17 protein-coding genes are annotated in these 17,511 nt (G+C 61.8%); 6 read left to right on the top strand and 11 right to left on the bottom strand.

Annotated elements, in window-relative coordinates:
* Positions 1-10 precede the first annotated feature (10 nt).
* The 7 genes from CVO77_RS16850 to CVO77_RS16825 all read right to left on the bottom strand — a co-directional run bounded on the left by CVO77_RS16850 (position 11) and on the right by CVO77_RS16825 (position 5,641).
* Positions 11-1,738 carry an asparagine synthase-related protein gene (locus CVO77_RS16850; protein ID WP_158258104.1) on the bottom strand — a complete coding sequence of 576 codons (1,728 nt, stop codon included), beginning with the start codon at positions 1,736-1,738 and terminating at the stop codon, positions 11-13.
* Complete coding sequence (locus CVO77_RS16845) at positions 1,735-2,376, bottom strand: lasso peptide biosynthesis B2 protein (RefSeq protein ID WP_158258103.1); 642 nt, start codon at positions 2,374-2,376, stop codon at positions 1,735-1,737. The genes CVO77_RS16850 and CVO77_RS16845 overlap by 4 nt, the downstream gene beginning before the upstream one ends.
* Before the next feature lie 69 nt (positions 2,377-2,445).
* A complete protein-coding gene (locus tag CVO77_RS21345) occupies positions 2,446-2,586 on the bottom strand; it encodes a hypothetical protein (protein WP_158258102.1) in 141 nt (46 codons plus the stop codon).
* Between the two features lie 97 nt (positions 2,587-2,683).
* Positions 2,684-3,304, bottom strand: coding sequence for a GntR family transcriptional regulator (locus tag CVO77_RS16840; RefSeq protein WP_106000041.1), 621 nt, complete (start codon positions 3,302-3,304; stop codon positions 2,684-2,686).
* Complete coding sequence (locus tag CVO77_RS16835; protein WP_106000040.1) at positions 3,301-4,194, bottom strand: phytanoyl-CoA dioxygenase family protein; 894 nt, start codon at positions 4,192-4,194, stop codon at positions 3,301-3,303. The genes CVO77_RS16840 and CVO77_RS16835 overlap by 4 nt, the downstream gene beginning before the upstream one ends.
* Before the next feature lie 11 nt (positions 4,195-4,205).
* Complete coding sequence (locus CVO77_RS16830; RefSeq protein WP_106000039.1) at positions 4,206-4,820, bottom strand: acyl-homoserine-lactone synthase; 615 nt, start codon at positions 4,818-4,820, stop codon at positions 4,206-4,208.
* An 80-nt stretch (positions 4,821-4,900) separates the two neighbouring features.
* A complete protein-coding gene (locus CVO77_RS16825; RefSeq protein WP_106000038.1) occupies positions 4,901-5,641 on the bottom strand; it encodes a helix-turn-helix transcriptional regulator in 741 nt (246 codons plus the stop codon).
* Between the two features lie 85 nt (positions 5,642-5,726).
* Here CVO77_RS16825 and CVO77_RS16820 point away from each other — a divergent pair, with 85 nt between their 5' ends.
* The gene (locus CVO77_RS16820) at positions 5,727-6,608 is read left to right on the top strand and encodes a transcriptional regulator domain-containing protein (protein WP_106000037.1); all 882 of its coding nucleotides are present in this window, start codon (positions 5,727-5,729) and stop codon (positions 6,606-6,608) included.
* A gap of 98 nt (positions 6,609-6,706) precedes the next feature.
* On the opposite strand, the gene CVO77_RS16815 is transcribed toward CVO77_RS16820, so the two are convergent.
* The 3 genes from CVO77_RS16815 to CVO77_RS16805 all read right to left on the bottom strand — a co-directional run bounded on the left by CVO77_RS16815 (position 6,707) and on the right by CVO77_RS16805 (position 10,210).
* The gene (locus tag CVO77_RS16815) at positions 6,707-7,732 is read right to left on the bottom strand and encodes a tyrosine-type recombinase/integrase (protein ID WP_106000036.1); all 1,026 of its coding nucleotides are present in this window, start codon (positions 7,730-7,732) and stop codon (positions 6,707-6,709) included.
* 727 nt (positions 7,733-8,459) lie between these two features.
* Complete coding sequence (locus CVO77_RS16810) at positions 8,460-9,395, bottom strand: 3-hydroxyacyl-CoA dehydrogenase (protein WP_197709646.1); 936 nt, start codon at positions 9,393-9,395, stop codon at positions 8,460-8,462.
* A gap of 53 nt (positions 9,396-9,448) precedes the next feature.
* Positions 9,449-10,210 (bottom strand): SDR family NAD(P)-dependent oxidoreductase, encoded by a 762-nt coding sequence (locus tag CVO77_RS16805; RefSeq protein WP_106000035.1) that lies wholly within the window; start codon positions 10,208-10,210, stop codon positions 9,449-9,451.
* Between the two features lie 282 nt (positions 10,211-10,492).
* Here CVO77_RS16805 and CVO77_RS16800 point away from each other — a divergent pair, with 282 nt between their 5' ends.
* From CVO77_RS16800 to CVO77_RS16780, 5 genes are all read left to right on the top strand, one after another.
* Complete coding sequence (locus tag CVO77_RS16800) at positions 10,493-11,209, top strand: TonB-dependent receptor plug domain-containing protein (RefSeq protein WP_106000034.1); 717 nt, start codon at positions 10,493-10,495, stop codon at positions 11,207-11,209.
* A 33-nt stretch (positions 11,210-11,242) separates the two neighbouring features.
* The gene (locus CVO77_RS16795) at positions 11,243-12,826 is read left to right on the top strand and encodes an ISL3 family transposase (protein WP_105998671.1); all 1,584 of its coding nucleotides are present in this window, start codon (positions 11,243-11,245) and stop codon (positions 12,824-12,826) included.
* Positions 12,827-12,933: 107 nt separating this feature from the next.
* Positions 12,934-14,448 carry an IS21 family transposase gene (istA, locus tag CVO77_RS16790; RefSeq protein WP_030093251.1) on the top strand — a complete coding sequence of 505 codons (1,515 nt, stop codon included), beginning with the start codon at positions 12,934-12,936 and terminating at the stop codon, positions 14,446-14,448.
* Positions 14,435-15,163 carry an IS21-like element helper ATPase IstB gene (istB, locus tag CVO77_RS16785; RefSeq protein WP_106000001.1) on the top strand — a complete coding sequence of 243 codons (729 nt, stop codon included), beginning with the start codon at positions 14,435-14,437 and terminating at the stop codon, positions 15,161-15,163. The genes istA and istB overlap by 14 nt, the downstream gene beginning before the upstream one ends.
* Positions 15,164-15,406: 243 nt before the next feature.
* Positions 15,407-17,026 (top strand): TonB-dependent receptor, encoded by a 1,620-nt coding sequence (locus CVO77_RS16780; RefSeq protein WP_106000033.1) that lies wholly within the window; start codon positions 15,407-15,409, stop codon positions 17,024-17,026.
* Positions 17,027-17,200: 174 nt separating this feature from the next.
* Here the strand turns inward: CVO77_RS16780 and CVO77_RS16775 are convergent, their stop codons facing one another.
* On the bottom strand, positions 17,201-17,491 hold the full coding sequence (locus tag CVO77_RS16775) for an SDR family NAD(P)-dependent oxidoreductase (protein WP_242445989.1): 291 nt from the start codon (positions 17,489-17,491) through the stop codon (positions 17,201-17,203).
* Positions 17,492-17,511: the final 20 nt, after the last annotated feature.

Below are 17,511 nucleotides of genomic sequence, written 5' to 3'. Positions count from 1 at the left end.
TGGACAATCGTCATCCGCCCGACGGGGTCGCCTCAATCGAGCGCGCCCAGCTCTCCATGTCGGCGACTTCGAGCAACCGCAAGATGCTCACCGGATCGCCCGCCCCCGTTTCCAGCATTGCACGCACGGCATCGAGATCGAGCAATCCCGCGCCCGCGAGCCAGCCATCGAGCAGAAACGGTCGCAATCGTTCGCGATTTTCCGCAAACGCCGGAAGGAAGACCGACAGGATCCGTCCCTTGCTGCGCCGGGACAACACTGCCGGCGGCAAATCTTCCTGAAAGGCGCGTCGTGCAAAAGCCCGGTCCTGCCCACCCTCGCCCCACTTCCAGCTGGCATGGCCGAGCCCGAACTCGACCAGCGGCTGCGAAAGCAGCGGCGCGATCATCGGCATGGCCAGCGCCCTGTCATAGGCATCGACGAAGGATTGCACGAGCAACAGGCTCATGCCGTAAACCCGTTGACCCGGGGCTGCACGCCCCGCGTCAGCCGCCCATGGGTGCGCAGGCATGATATCGGCGTGACGCCACGACAGTAGCGAATGATCGATCGGCCAAAGCGGCGGCGGACGCAGGCTGCGCCTGATCGCGAAGCCGATGGCTTTCCACCGATTGTCGCGGGCTAATCGCGCCAGGTCGCCGGACGCACGCCAGGCCGCACGCGGACCGGCAAAACGCAGCGCATCGATAACCGGGGCGGCCGACGTGATATAGCCGAACACATTATCGCCGCCCGCGCCGGTGAAAATGGCGTCGGCGCGATATGTGCGCGCCGCATCCAGGAAGACGGCGTCGCTCGGCGCAAGCAGCCCGAACCCGCCGGGTCGCGCACGCAATGTACGCGGGGGTGCGAGCGGATCGCCCGGCGGCGGGCGCCATCGTTCGGCGAGCGGCACGCCAAATTGCTCGCTGACCGCGCGCGCATAAGGTCGCTCATCGCCGTCAGGGTCGCTTGTCGCGAGCGTCAGCCCCCGCCAGTCGTCGGTGCGGCCGGCAAGACACGCCGCGATGATCGAGCTGTCGAGCCCACCCGAGAGCTCAAGCTGGATACGTGTGAAGCGCGTGCTCCAAGCCGATACGACGGCGTGGACCAGCGCGCGCAGTTCCTCAGGCGTTGCGTGATGCGGCGGTCGCGCGGCATGGTCCCATGGCGACCAGCTGGCGGGCTGGCGGTCGCCCTCCACAAGATCCACAATCTCGCCCGGCAGGATCTCGCGAACCCCGGCCAGCTCGGTATCGGGCCCACGAAGAAACGGATAGCGAAGCGCGGCGTCGATCCTCCCGGGATCGGGCCGGTCAAGCGCGAAGCCAAGCGAACGCGCGAGACCGAGGTCGGTAAAGACACAGCTTCCGGTTTGGGCGCCGGTCAGGGCGGCCGATTGACCGCGCTGACGGCGAGTATGAAAAACGGGGGGCCCTGCGACAGGCGAGCGCAGCAGGAAGACACGATCGTCGCGATCGACCCAGGCCAACAGAAAGTGGCCCCAAAGTGCGCGCAGCGCCCAAGCGCCGCGCGACGTGATAAGCTGCTCGATCTCGCCCTCCGACAAGGCCGTGCAGGCCGTGAAGCCTTCGCGGTAAAACGCCCAGCCGATGAGCACGGCATCGGCTGCGGCAACGACCGGCGTCTCGGCGAGGCCGACAATCCGGGCCGGCCCGATCGTGGCAAGCGGCGTCAAGCCGCGCGGCAAGGGTGGGCGCAGCACCGAGCCTTCGACAAGCGCAATGCGCAGGCTCACAGCCTGAATACCGGACAATAGTCCGCCGCGATATTGAGCGGATCCGACAGGACGACATCGTCGATCTGGACCCAGGCGTGCGCAAGAAGCGGATCGAGCTGGACGCCGAAGAAGACATCGGCCGCGATTCCGCGATTCCACAAGCAACGCGCGAGCGCCAAGCTGTCGGGTACGCAGCGGCGCGGCAATGGGACGCCGATACGTGCCTCGGCAAAGCCACGCGCAAAAAAGGCGGCGCGACCGCTGTCGGTGACCAGCCTGCCATCGCGGCGGCGCTCGCATCGCCGCCGGAATGCGCGTGCGCGCATGATAGTCCGCGCGAGGCCCATCGTTCTGATCGACAGGATCGCCCGTATGCACGAGAGGCTTGCTTCCAACGTCGAAACGCCGCCGCCGCCGTCAAGGGTCTCCAGCGCGCTGGCCAGCGGTCGCGGCTGATCGACGGGCGCGATTACGCTGCCCGCCCCCTCGACGATGATGCGGCGCGCGAGCAGCGCATTAACGAGTGCAGGGGAAGCAGATGGATCCGGCTTCGCCAGGGCAGCGAGCGCGGCGGCTTCGGCTTCGCCGAGCAGCAAATATCGATCTGTCACCAGATCAAGCAGGACGGCCCGGGTGCCGAAGACACCATAGCTCATATGGGGCGCGAGATGAAAGGTCATGGCAAGGAAGCGGACGCGACGCCGGACGCCGCGTCCGCCATTCCGTCAATCGGCGCTGATGCCGCCGCCGACGGGAATCGGGCTGAGGAACTGATCCTCGGGATAGGGCGGCGCCGGCCCGAGCGTCACAACGCTGGCGATACCCAGTTCTTCGATGCCGTCCTCGGCAATGTCATTGCGGTCCATGGGACCCTCCTTTGCTGATGCCGCGATATTGCGGCTCGTCAAAGGCTATGGTCCCGAAGCAATATAGCCAGTTTATACGGTTTCTGTTTTGCGAATGTTATCCGAGCTGCCGATTGTCCGGTCGCAGCCGCAGCGCAACGGTGCCGGCGGTGGCAATGCGGCGGCGGTGAAATCGCACGACTCCGGCTCGCAATTCGCGCCAGCGGCCACACTGAAAATCGCCCTCCATCGCCGCAAGTGCGTCGATGCAACCGGGGTCCGCCTCGGCCTCGGCGCCGCGCACAAAATGAGTGCGATCGACCAGATTGCCGATCGCAAGGCGGAGTTCGCGATTGTCAGATTGTAGCCCGATCGCCCGGAACAGCCGCCCGAGCCGCGCCGGATAGTCTTCGCCTGCCACACCGCTGACCAATGCCTCCGGCGGGGACGCCGCCGCAGGCGATCGAAGGGCAAGGACGAGCAACACCTGCGACCAGCTGTAGCTGTCGCGCAAGTCGCTCTCATTCTGCACCGGCTGGCGAAATCCATCCTGATGCCAGCTGTCGACGAGCCGCTCGCCGCTGAGCCGGTGGAGCGCATCGCGGACCGGCGTCGCACTTGCGGCCAGCTCGCGCGCGATGACCACAGGATCGATACGAACCCCGGCAGCAAACTGTCCCGACATGATGCGCGCCTTCAGTTCGAGATAGACCCGCTCCATCGTCGTGCCGGGACTCATTGCCCGCGCTCCCCGTCGGCTCGTGCAGTCTGCGTCGCAACAAACTCGGCCAGCATTGCGGACTGGTCGGGCCGCAGCGTGTCGATCGCAGCAAGCGGTTCGTCGGGATAGCCGCCGAACAGCACCGACGGGCATTGGCCCTCGAAGTTGCCGAGATTGGGCCGATGCTGCGCGTAGCCCACCATCGCGGCCAGTTCGGGCGCAAAATCACGCGCGATCTCGGGCGGATAGGCGAGCCACTGATTTTCATAGGGTTTGAGCCAGCCGAGACAGTAGCTGACGATGATACCGCGCCGCACGCCAGCGCTCGCATTGGCTCCGGCGCCGTGGAGCGTTGAGCCGAGAAACACGATCGCATCGCCGGGATCAGCCTCGGCAACGACCGGTTCGGCCCCTGTTTCGGCGGAAAGCGCGTCGGCCCCGTGGCTGTCCGGCCAAATCTTCGTCGCGCCATTGTCGCATGTGAACCGGGTCAGCGGCCACATGACATTCACGAGATATTCGATCTCGCCCACCGCGCCGCGCCACATATCCTGATCGCGATGCGGAAACTGCGCGAGCGCGCCGGGATGGATTTCGATCGCCTGAGTGAGGTTGAGCTGGATCCGATCGCACCAAGGGCCAAGCGCATCTTGGGCCAGCGCCAAAACTGCCGGGTTCATGACCAGCTCAGCCATGCGCGGCGAACGGATCAGGAGTCGCCCGAACCTCTTGGTCCGCGCGCCATAAAAGCCTCCTTCGCAAAAGGGAGTGGCCTCGAAGCGATCGGACAAATCCGCTTCGATTTCAGCGACGGCTGTAGGCTGAGCGACACCGCGCAGGACGACGTAGCCGGTGCGGGCAAGCGCGGCAGCGTCGGCATCGGACGGACATGGTGAGAAATTGTTCATGGCCTTTCCCTTCACGCCGCTCGAGCCGCGGTCGCTTCACGGCTCGCCGCCGTGATCCCGCCGGCGGCGAGCCGGTCGATGGTTCCATCATCAATGTCGATGCAGAGCCCCACCAGCCACCTGCCGTCATGGAGGCAAGGCTTGCCAAGCGACCGGCATTCCCAGCCGAAGGTGCAAATCTGCTCGAACCAGGAAAGCTCCGCCACGCCGGTGTAGCGGCGAACCTCGTTGGCCAGTGCATATTCGACGAGCCCCACCAGCAGCCTGTCGCGCGCCTCGCGCCGGAGCCGCGCGCCGACACCACGCGACAGGCAGAAACGGGTAATTTCAAGAATATCCTCGCCGCGAGGAACCGCGCCATCGGCGAGATCGGGGTAGAGGCTGTCGAGGAGCGCCGGCCGCGTCGTCCTCAGCAACCGCGCCGAAGCCAGATGCCGGGCCTCGAGATCGGTGACGATCAGATATACCGCCTCGCCATCATCGAAATGATCGACTTCGTAGCGATCGGCGAGGACGGGCAGATCCCATTTGAGAAGATCGACGAAGACCTCCTTGCGAGCCTCGAACATGCCGCGAAGCGCCCTGGACTCGAGAATGCGGTTGGATTGATCGATGGTGCGTAGCATGGATGTCTCCCTTGCAGTGAAAGAGACAGTCCAATTGAAGCGAAAAAACGCGGCTCGCTATACCAAGAAATGGGGGGTGGTCAGTGCTTGGCGATCTCGCTGAAATGAAGGGTTCCATCAAAGAGCGCGTGAACGATGAGCATCGCACGCGTTGCGGAACCATAACGCCCGCGTGCATTGCGAATATGCTCGACGACGGTCATATGTCCGATACCGATTATGCGTGAGATCTCCCAGTCGGTCTTTCCGCGGGCGGCCCAGAGCAGGCACTCACGCTGGCGGTGTGTCAGGCGAAGGCGCGGCGTCGCCGGCGGACCGTGAATTCGCCGCGCCGCCTCGAAGGCGAAGTTGGCGATCGATTGCGAGAAAATAAGCGCATTCCCATCGGGTGCCGCGCCCCGTCGCCAAGCAAAGGAGCAGGAGCCATGGGCGTCGCCCGGTACATGCGCGGGAATGGTGAGCCCGTCACCGATCCCGTGGTGCCTGGCCCGCGCCAGGATGTGCCGGTCGCCAGCAGCCAGCGGCGCAAGACGGGCCATATCGCGCCAGAGGAACCCCACCGCCGTGCGCTGGCTGGCGCGATGCACCGGGTCGTCGAGGCCCAAGCGCTGGCTATCGAACCAGTGCGCCCACTCCTCGGGATAGTTGTGGACTCGCAAGCCCAGATCGGGCGCGCCCAGAAAATCGACGTGGTGGCTGAGCGCAAAAAAGCGGCAACCCAATAACCTGCACACTTCGGCGAGGACATTGTCGAGATCGGATGTGTCTGCAATCCGGGTAAATTCGCGCGCCAGTTGCTGCGCGGCATCGAGACTCGGCATTATTAGGCTGCGACCGAACGGTGCGTTTCAAGCCGCCGCCGTTCGATCACCCTTTCTCTTCGGCCGGCCCGGCGTGGCTATCTCGATGAGCCGCCGTGACAGGATGAAAGGTCGCGCCGCGCCCCACGCAGACGACTGGGAGGTCATCTATCTATTCGCAAGCGATGGAAATATTTCAACTATATTATGGAAATATTACATCATGTCAAAACGCGGCTCTCGCGAAGTCTGGTCATCCGGGGCGAACTGGCGATCCGCTCACGACTATCGCGCCCTCCTTCGGGCCGACCGCCGCGCTTTTGCCTGGGAGTGGATCAGGCGCCATCCGCCCTATCGAGCGGCGTGGCGCGAGCGCCATCGACCGCCCACCGCATTCGGACTCCTTGCCTATGAAGACCCGCATCGCGCAACGCCCGATGCGCGCCCGATCTGGTCCGCCGACACGGATCCTCGCGTCCTTGGCAGCAACCCGTTAGCCAAGCGCGGCCAGGACACCGATCTGTTCGATGTGCGCCTCGTCGCAAGCAAGGTTTCGATCGCCATCGAAGACAATGTCGAACATTGGCTCATCAGCGACGGACTCTGGATGGTACGGCTCGATCTTCTCGACGGAACCTTGCTCGGCGGTCCCACACTCCTCGAGCATCGTCTGGTCGGGTTCGACAGCGCGGAGGCAAAAATATCGGCCTTGCGCCAACTTTCAGCCTTGGCGCATCGCGGCGACTTGCCTCCGTCGCTTCGTCCGCGCGAAATCCGGGCGCCGCGCTGGGTTCTCGAACTGCGCACCGCAGACGCGCTCGCGGTCGGCGCGTCGCAACAACAGATGGCGCGGTCCTTTTTCGGCACCATGGTCGTTGGCAAAAACTGGCGGGTCGAGAACGCCTCATATCGTCTGCGCATACGACGCCTTGTCCGCCTGGCGAGGAAATATCTCGATGACCCTTTCCAAGGGCCGTGGTTTCGATGACTTGGCATATGAACTTATCGGCGAAATCGCTTTAACCGCACCCGGATGAAGCCGGAAGCCAGAGGAAACCGAAAGCCGCTTCTGAGTGAGCGACCACGCTAGAGGTCGAGCCGTGCAGCCAAATCCTGCGGCCTCGGCTTATAGTAGATTTGTAGCATTTGCAGCGATTTGTGCCCAGTGATCGCTGCCAGTTCCAATACGTTGGACAGCTTCGGCGCCATCGTCGTGGCGGCTTCGCGGCGGCTGTCGTGAAAATGGATTTGATCCAGGCCCGCATCCCGCTTGGCCTGTGTAAAGATCTGCCCGAAATGGCCCGATTGGACCGGAATGACCGGACTGCCGAGGTCGCGGTCGCGCACGATCTTCAACAATTTGATGGCGGCCTTCGACAAGGGAACATCGCGCTCGTCGCCGTTCTTGGTGATGTCGAGATGCGCGTAGCGTTCCTCGAAATGAACGTCGGACCATCGCAGCGAAAGGATCTCGCCTTTGCGCATCGCGGTTTCCAGTGCGAAATAGAAAGCAAGTCCGACCCACTGGCTCGGTGTCCGGGGTTCACTGCGGCCATTCCAGCCGAGCTTGGCAATAATGGCCTGCCGCTCTTCAAGCGATATGCGCTGCGATCGGGGACGAGGTTTGCGTGGCTTGCTGACGAGCGCGCAAGGGTTGAACGTCAAGCCCATGCGGCATTCACGAAGCGCGAAATTGAAAATGCTCGACAGCAGGCACATCTCGCGGTTCACCGTCGAAGGCGATACCTTGCGCAACCGCTTGTCCCGCCACTCCGAGATATCAGCACCGGTGATCGTCACGATGGGACGTTTGAAAACCCGGTCATTTCGGATCATCGCCTCGATCCGGATTTGTTCCCAGCGCGCGCCCCGCTTTTTCGATGAAACCTCGTTGGCGTAGCGTTGCAATGCCTCGGTGGCCGGTATGCCTTCAACCGGAACCTCCGGCTCCTTGCTGACCGCATCGGCTTCAAAGCCTTTCAGGATTTTGGCCTCGGCCTGGATCGCCCAGGCGTTGGCCTCGGTCTTCGTATCGAAGGTTGCGGAAATATATTTCCCTTTGCGGCGGATGGTCACTCGCCACGCGTTTTTTCGCTTCTGAAAACTAGCCATTGTACCAAATTCCTGCTGCTCTGTTATGACGGTGCGTTTCCGATAAACACGGCCTAAACAGCTTGGCACGAATGGCGCAATGGGCGGTCAGAAAGGGTCAGATCAAATCAAAGTATGTAAAAATAAATGTATTGAAAACAGATATTTGGCTCTTTCGGTAAGGCCCCGGCGCGATCTCGACCGCACCATGAACACTGATTTCATTCAGTTCTTGGGCATTTGGCACAATCTGGAGTTGGCTTCACCAACTCCCGCACCAAACTCCCGGTTTTCAGCCCTGAATAAGGCAATTTGGCGTAATTCCACTAAACGATCTGGCGATGGACCATTTGACTCGTGCGACCGTCCGAAAAACATTGCCGATTTCTCGCCAGCAGACGAACCGTAAGCAAGTTGGAGTCGCTGAACTGCGCATCAAACTATAGATTTTCTGGCCTTGACGGATGAATTTGGCACATGCCGCTTAACGCGCGGCCGCGCTAAGCTAGCTTCTTACAGCGTTGCGAATTGCATGTCGGGGACAATAATCCTTGAACCGCGTCATCCATCGAGACCCCAACCAAACCCGCCGCGCGATTGGCAGCTTCGTCTGCATCCGGCCGCCCGCAGCCCGGCCGCTTTCCAAATTTACATGCGCAACCGGCAAACTGTCGTCGGACCTCGGCAGGCATGGCTTTGGGCTAGCGGTGTCGCAAATTGGTATGGGCACGCCGCCAGGCGAAGCACATTATTGTTTCTGATAAGACCGAAGCTTGCTGAGCGAAGCGAGTTGCCGATCTCGCCACACACGCTTTTCCTCCAGCCGATCGATGGGCATCTGCCGCCTCATGGCATCGTCGACGCGGCCGACCGCGGCTTCCGGCCATGCGACGGCACCCGCCAATCTGGCAAAACCAGGCCCATAGCGTTCGGCATAATCGGCAAAGCCGCCCGGTGCGTTCAAATCCATCGTCTCGAAAGGCCCCATAAAGGACCAGCGCAGCCCGAGGCTACCGCGCATGATTGCATCCACGGCCTCCGGCCCGGCAATCCCGCTTTCGACAAGATCGAGGGCCTCGCGGGCAAGCGCCGCTTGAAGACGGTTCATGACGAAACCATCGATCTCCTTGATGACAACGGGCACCTGTCCCACTCCGCGCATAATCTCCGATGCACGGTCGATACTCCCGAGTTCCGTAAAGGGGGCCGGCACTATCTCGACGGCCGGCAGCAAATGGGGCGGATTGGCGGGATGAGCGACAAGGCATCGGCTTCGGCCAGGCAGATCGCCGCAAACCGAGTTGGTGGTGAGGCCCGACGACGAACTCGCCAGAATGGCGGTTTCGGGCGCAAGATTATCAAGTTCCCGAAACAACGCCTGCTTCACATCGAGCCGTTCGGGTGAACTTTCCTGTACATATCCGGCTCCGGAAACTGCATCTTGGAGGGAGGCGGCAACGGTGACGTTCGCCAGGACGTCGTTTGTTGGCCGCTCGGCCATGCCATCCATCGCGAGACGATCCAGAGTGTCGGCAAGCCGGGCAAGTGCATCATCCAGTACCGCCGGGACCGGATCATGAAGCCTGACCTCATGTCCGGCCCGGGCAAAAACGATGGCCCAACTCAGTCCGACAAATCCGCACCCAACGATGGCGACCTTATAGGGAAGCACGGCGCTGTTCACGAGATTTCATCTCCTGCTGGTTGTAAGGTTTGAAAGGTCTGGCTCTAGCGCCTTTAGTCAGCGGTCCACCCGCCATCGATCAGCATCGATGTGCCTGTTGCCAAAGCGGACGCATCGGACGCAAGGTAGAGCACGGCACCCATGAGATCATTGACCATCCCAAGACGCCCGAGCTTGATTTTTCCGAGCACCTCGGCGCGGAAATCCGCATTCTCGAAAAAAGGTTTGGTGAGCGGTGTTTCGATGAAGGTGGGCGCAATGATATTGGAGCGAATATTATGCGGGGCGAGTTCGATTGCCATCGCCTTGTTGAAACCTTCCAGGCCCCATTTCGATGCGCAATAGAGCGTCCGGTTCGAAGCGCCGACATGGCCCATCTGTGACCCGATATGAATGATGCCACCGGCAATGCCAGCTTCGATCATCCGTCGCGAACAATGCTGCGTGACGAAAAATACAGCCTTCAGATTAAGCGACAGAACGGCGTCATAATCCTCGGGTGTAACGTCATGCATCGGCATAGGCCGGTTGGTTCCCGCATTGTTCACAAGGATATGGAACGCCGGCTGGGCATCAAAAAAATCGGAAACCGCCTGCAAGTTCGAAACATCGAGTTGTACTGCGCGTGCGTGCCCACCTTTCGCACGGATGGCCTTGGCGCCACCCTCTATTTCCTGCGCGCTGCGCGCTGCAAGGACGACTTCGGCCCCGCCTTCGGCAAGCGCCGCCGCCAAAGCGAGGCCGATTCCTCGCCCCGCGCCCGTTACCAGCGCTCTGCGGCCATCAAGACGAAAGCTTGGGGTGGTTGGCAGCATCACGACGACGTCTCCTGTTGCGCGTCCCGTTGGGCGAAAGAATCCAGCGGATATTCGATGGGTGCGTCCTATTGCCTATCAGACGATAGGCCCGGTGCTTCGCTGCGAATGTTCAGCTGGCGAATATCGCAAAGTTCGTCACGGCCCTCGGGCAAGGCACTCGGGACATGCGCCGACGCCCAATGTTCACAGCGCGAACAAAAGTGATGCTATCGATAGGTCAATATCGCCTCCCGCTCATACCCGTCGCGGCACAGACAGGTCAAAGGGAGCCACTATTCGATGCTTAAGATGGCATTTTTATGCAGCACTGCAGCCGTTGTTGCGATGTGCGGCTTTTTCCCCTCCAGCGCCAATGCACAAGAGGCGGAAACCACCCCGCAGCCAGCAGCGGATGCGGGTGACTCCATCATTGTGACAGCACGGCGCCGCAACGAATCGCTTGTGGATGTGCCGATCGCCATTTCCGCCATTTCGGCCGACACGATTCGGAGCCGCGGTATCACCGACGTCACGTCCGTTGCGCAAATGACCCCGGGCTTGCAGTTCGACAAGGGCGCGTCGCCAGCCGATGTTCGGCCCAGCCTGCGCGGTATTGCACTGATCGAAGGCCGCTCGAATATCGCTATTATCGTTGACGGCATCGACGTCACGGGCGTTTCGCTGAATACGCTGGTTGGCGGCGGCGGGTCGCAGACGGCCGCAGCCTTGATGGATCTTGAACGCATCGAAGTCGTCAAGGGTCCGCAGACCGTTTATTTCGGCCGCAGCGCATTCGCCGGCGCGATCCAATTCATCAGCAAGGCTCCCGAATTCACGACGGGCGGCTCCGTTAGCGGCGCGATCGGCGATTATGGCCGCCGCGAACTGACCGCTCACATCACCGGCCCCATCATCGGCGACACCGTTGCCGGCAAGCTCTCGGCAACTTACCGGAATTTCGGCTGTGGATCGGCGTGCAAAAAGGGCTCTGACTCACTTTTGGTGCAAGTGCGTTGATAGTGGCGAGTTTCCCCGAAGGAGGACATCGCCATGCATGGGAGAGGTTTTCGCGAAGCCATTGCGCCAATAGGATTGGTGATCGACAAGGTCGAGTATGCCGCCAATCAGATACTGATCACCGGGCGATCCCGATTTCGAGTTTCGATCTGCCCGAACTGCTGCCGCCCATCTGCGCGTGTCCACAGTCGATATCACCGTACACTCGCCGATCTACCATCTCATGGCCGGCCGGTTCGGATTACTCTTGTCGCCCGGCGTTTTCGTTGCGCCACATCTCGGTGCGCCACGCGTATCTTCGTTGAACGCTTTCCTCCGGATGTGGCTGCAACATTTGCCCGGCGTACGGCCCGCCTGGATTCTATCGTACATCACCTTGGGCTGGCGCTGGGTGGGCGTCCGGCGGCCAGCTTGGCGCGCCGCCTTCTGATGCCGGTCAGCAAGGACACATTGCTTCGAACTGTGCGTCGGCGCTTCAAGGGCGCTCAGGTGAAGCCGACGATCATCGGCATCGACGACTGGGCGTGGAAGCGCGGACAGCGATATGGCACGATCGTCTGTGATCTGGAGCGCCGACAGATTATCGACCTCCTCCCCGATCGTGGCGTCGCCACCGTGGAAGCGTGGCTCAAGGCCCGGCCGGAGATCTGCATTATCTCGCGTGATCGCGGTGGCGGGTACCGCCATGCGGCCGCGCGGGCCTTGCCTGGCGCCCTGCAGATTGCCGATCGCTGGCATTTGATGGAGAATGCCAGCCAGGCGTTCCTCGACGCTGTCCGTAAATCTATGCGCGCCATTCGCCAGGCACTTCAATCCGCCGAACCCGATCCAGAACTCCTCACCTGCGCTGAGCGGCTTCAATACGAAGGCTTCAAGCGGCGTCAGGATGCCGATGATACGATCCGCTCGCTGCTTGGGAAAGGGGCGTCCATCAAGGCGGTTGTTCGCGCGACCGGCTATGCCCGCAAGACCGTACGCCAGGTCGCTCGTGGCGGACGATCCGATATGTTCCGCACCCGGCTTAGCTCTCTCGACCCGTGGCTCGGGACGCTCGATGCCGAATGGCGTTCCGGTTGCCGGAATGGTGCCGAACTCTGGCGGCGGCTCAAAATCATCGGCTTTAACGGAAGCCTGCGTGTCGTTGCAGAATGGGCGACGCGGCGGAGGCGCAACGAGGCAGCTCCGAACAACGTGTCGCGCGTCATTCCATCAGCCCGTGTGATTGCCCGGCTTATGACGATGGCCCGCGATCAACTCTCGAAATCAGAAGCCACGCTTATCGCGACGATTGAAGCCGCCGTGCCGGCGCTCGTCGTCGTTCGAAATCTTGCCGACCGATTCCACCGGATCATCAGGCAACAGAAAGACTTCGAGCTCGCCACATGGATCGACGAAGCCCGGAAAACTCCGCTTCGTTCGTTTGCGAATGGCTTGAGCGACGACTGGAATGCCGTGAAGGCCGCTATCGTGGAGCCCTGGTCCAACGGGCAAACGGAAGGACAGATCACGAAGTTGAAGCTCGTCAAACGCCAGATGTATGGACGCGCCAAGCTCGATTTGCTGCGGGCGAGGCTGATGCCACCTCGCGATCATCCCTCTGTATTGCACCAAAAGTGAGTCAGAGCCCAAAAAGGACCCCGTTAGCGGGGTGATCGGCGTCTAAAAGGGACCCCTCATTTCGATGGTTTAAGCAGCCGGCTGGATAATCAGGCGGCGAGATCGGGATGTTGGTTTTGGAGACAGTGGTTCGGATTCGGCGCGAGTATGCCGGTGGTAAGGCGATCAAGGCGATCGCGCGGGATTTGCATGTATCGCGGAAGGTGATCCGCAAGGCGATCCGGGCGCCGGAAGGCGCATTCGATTATCAGCGCAAGGTTCAGCCGCTGCCGCGGATCGGGCCGTTTCAGGATCGCCTGAACACACTGCTGGAAGAGAATGAGGTGCGCGGCAAGCGCGAGCGGCTGCGGATGACGCGGATCCATGATCTGTTGGAGCGCGAGGGTTTTGAGGGTTCCTACGATGCCGTGCGGCGCTACGCGGCGCGCTGGAAGGCCGATCGGCGCAAGGATGCCGGCGATGGTGTCACCGCCTTCATCCCGCTGATGTTCAAGCCCGGCGAGGCCTACCAGTTCGACTGGAGCCATGAGGATGTGGAGATCGCGGGCAAGCCGATGCGGGTGAAGGTCGCGCATATGCGACTGTGTGCATCGCGGGCAGTCTATGTCCGGGCGTATCCGCGCGAGAGCCAGGAGATGCTGTTCGACGCGCATGCGCGCGGCTTTGCTTTCTTCGGCGGGGTGCCAGGCCGCGGCATCTACGATAATATGAAGACGGCGGTGACGAGCGTGTTCACCGGCAAGGAACGGGTCTTCAACCGGCGGTTCCTGATCATGACCGCCCATTATATGATCGAGCCGACCGCCTGCTCACCTGCGGCGGGATGGGAGAAGGGGCAGGTCGAGAACCAGGTGCAGACGATCCGGGGTCGCTTCTTCCAGCCCCGGTTGCGGTTCGCCAGCCTCGAGGAGCTCAATGGCTGGCTGGAGGCCGAGTGTCGGCGCTGGGCGGAACGGCAGGCGCATCCTGAACAGGGCGAGCTGACCGTAGCGCAGGCGCTGGAGATCGAACGATCGGCACTGCAACCGATGTTGGGGCCGTTCGACGGCTTCAACGAGAGCGAGCATGCGGTGACGGGCACCTGCCTGATCAGCTTCGACCGCAACCGCTACTCGGTTCTCTCGACGATGGCGCGGCGCACGGTGCAGGTCCGTGCCTATGCCGACCGCATCATCGTGCGCTGCGGCGAAGAGGTTGTCGCCGAGCATCCTCGCACCTTCGGGCGTAACCGCACGATTTACGACCCCTGGCATTATCTGCCGGTGCTGGCCCGCAAGCCCGGCGCGCTGCGGAACGGTGCGCCCTTCCAGGACTGGGATCTGCCGCCGGCGCTGGCGCGCCTGCGCCGCAAGCTTGGTAATGGCGACGATGCCGACCGCCGGTTCGTCCGTGTGCTGTCGGCCGTGCTGATCGATGGCCTGGATCCGGTCGAAGCGGCCGTGCGCGAAGCGTTGGCGACCGGCACGGCGAGCGACGATCTGATCCTCAACATCCTGGCGCGGCACCGCGAGCCGCCGCGCCCACTTACGATCATCACCTCCGAGGATAGCGCGCTGCGCCATCCGCCGATCGCCGACTGCGCCCGTTACGACCAGCTGAGGACCTTCGATGCAGCGGCATGACATGATCGAGGCGATGCGCGGGCTTGGGCTCAAGGGCATGGCGGGCGCGTTCGATGATGCGGTCACCACCGGCCTTCAGCGTCAGCGCACCACGATGGAGATACTGACCGACCTTCTCCGAGCGGAAGCGACGCATCGCCATGCCGCGTCGATCCGATACCGGATGGCGGCCGCAAAGCTGCCGGTCGTGAAGGACATCGACGCGTTCCGGTTCGAGGGCACACCGATCAACGAGGGGCTGGTGCGTTCATTGCACAGCGGCGCGTTCCTGCCCGCTCGGCGCAATATCGTCCTGGTCGGCGGCACGGGCACCGGCAAGACCCACCTGGCCATCGCTATCGCCGCCAATGTCGTTCGCTCCGGTGCGCGCGGCCGCTACTTCAACACCGTAGATCTGGTGACCCGCCTCGAAGAGGAGGCCAGGATCGGCAAGGGCGGCACACTCACCGCCCAGCTATCCCGCCTCGATCTGATCGTGCTCGATGAGCTGGGCTATCTGCCGTTCGCCCGCTCAGGCGGCCAGTTACTGTTCCATCTGATCAGCAAGCTCTACGAGCGAACCAGCGTCATCATCACCACCAACCTCGCGTTCGGCGAATGGCCCACCGTGTTCGGCGATCCCAAGATGACCACCGCGCTCCTCGATCGCGTCACCCATCATTGCGACATCGTCGAGACCGGAAATGACAGCTGGCGCTTCAAAAACCGCAGCTGATCGCCCACGCCTACCCCCGATTAAAAGATGCTTTGCGCTGCGCGCGCCTCCGGTCGGGCTCCGCCCTCCCTACGCCGCGCGCAGCGCAAAGGCGCGTGTCCGATCAACCTTGCGCCATCTTGAAAAGGGGGTCCCTTTTGCGCGCCGATAGGGGGTCCCGTTTGCACGCCGATTGACAATTTCGGCGGCTTCTACAAGAATCCGGGCAACCAGCAGGGTCTCGGCGCCAGCGAACTCTGGGGTGTGGGCGGCTCAGCCCTCGTCGAAAAAGGTGCCTTTGAAGGCAAATTCTCGCTCAATTACATGAAAGAACATAGCACGCCTGGCGCCGGCTATGTCATCGAACGCCCGGATATCAGCCTCACCGGCGTCAATCTGATCAACGAAGATTTCTTTGACCCCAGCAGGGTCGCGATCTCCTCGAACATCAAATATAAAGGCAATATCTCTGAGACTTGGCGCGCCATTGCCAATATGAAATTTGATCTTGGTGGCGGATTTGAGCTGGCATCGGTGACCGGTCTTAACAAGATCGATTCCACCCTCCAGTTCGACTTCGACACGAAGCGCGACGACGTGCCGTCCGGCACCGCGCTTCCCGGCGGTCTCCTCAACTGCCTTCCCGGCGTCTGCGTCGGCATCTTCGAGTTTGACAACAGTCTCCAACAGCTTAGCCAGGAGCTGCGTCTTACCTATGACAGCGACAACCTGCGCCTGCTCGTTGGCGGCTACGCCTTCGACGAAAACTATCGTGAACTCGACTATACGCGCTTCGTCGGCTCGCAGGATTTTGTCACCGGCAACCGCACCGGCATCACGCCGCGTCCCTCGACGCTTAATACCAACACCTATTCGGTGTTCGGCTCGATCGACGCCGACGTGACCGATCGACTGACCCTTACCGGCGAACTGCGTTTCAACCACGAAATCATTCGTGCCGCGTCGGCAACGGAATTCAACATCCTGTTCCAGACAGGCAATCCCGATATCACCTTCCGCGGCAAGGAAACCTTCAATAACTGGCTGCCGCGCTTCAACGCCAAATATCAAGTGACCGACGATATCAACATCTATGGCAGCATTGCCAAGGGGGCAAAGCCGGGTGGGTTCAACGTCGGACAGGTGCGTGCGGATCTGCGCCCCTTCGGCCAGGAAACCGTGTGGACGTACGAGCTCGGCACGAAGGGGCGGATCGCGGGCAACCTTATCTCTTTTGATGCTTCGCTCTATTATTCGGATTGGCGCGACGTACAGGTCACGACGATCTGTTACGGCACAGCCAGCCCCTTCGGCCCCGAAGCCGAATGTCCCAATGCGACAGCGGTAACGCTGAACTACATCGTCAACGCCAAAAAGGCGGAGGTTAAGGGCGCTGAACTCGGCCTTGTCATCCGTCCCGCCGATGCCCTGACCCTGACGGTCAATTACGCCTATGCGGACTCGGCCTTCGTCAACTTCGAAGCACGCGATGTCTATCCCGCCCCGGCTGGCACCGACCGTCAGTTTGGCGGGAACCGCATGCCGCTGGTTCCCAAACATTCCTTGTCGGGTTCGGTTCGCTATGAACAGCCGGTTTCGGATTCGGCGTCCGCCTTCATCGATGTCTCGGGTCGCTATCGCTCTTCGCGCTACGCTCGGTTCGACAACCGCGTACTCCTTGGTAACAAGATCGTGGCGGACGCCCAGATCGGTCTCAAGGGTGACGACTGGACGGCGCTGCTGTTCGTGGACAATATCTTCAACGACTTGACCCCCGATTTCTCCCGTTATTGGGGAAACTTCAACCCGAGCCAGCCGAACGGCGAGTATATCGGCGCACCGGCGAAACGCTCCTTCGGCCTTCGCGTCAGCAAGGATTTCTAAGTCCTCCGGCCGGCGCTCCCCTCCCTCCCGGAAGGCCGGCCGGGCGACCAGCAAAAAGGACGCCGTGGATTATCTGCGGCGTCCTTTTTCATGTCTTGAGGAAGGCTCGGTCGCGGCCGCCGTGGCTGCGATGTCGTTCCCTCGACAGACACGGCGACGACGCGAGGCCGCTTCTTAGGGAAAGCCGAGTTCGAGTCCGCCCGAAACCGTAATCGTCTGGCCCGTCACCGATGCGGCTGCGTCGGACAAAAGGAAAGCAATGACCGACGCCACTTCCTCTGGTTTTCCGACCCGTCCAAGCGGTGTTTTCGGCAGGATCATAGCGCGGAAGGCTTCTGCGCCCTCTTCCCCGAGACTGTCGGCCACGCTGTCGCTCCAGATCAGGCCCGGTGAGAGGCTATTGACGCGAACGCCCTGCCCCTGCGCGGCGAATTTTTTCGCGTAGCCGCAAGAAAGACCAACCATCGCCGCTTTGGAGGCGCTAT

Source organism: Sphingopyxis lindanitolerans, assembly GCF_002993885.1.
GTDB lineage: Bacteria > Pseudomonadota > Alphaproteobacteria > Sphingomonadales > Sphingomonadaceae > Sphingopyxis > Sphingopyxis lindanitolerans.
This window is presented reverse-complemented; position numbering and strand designations above follow the sequence as displayed.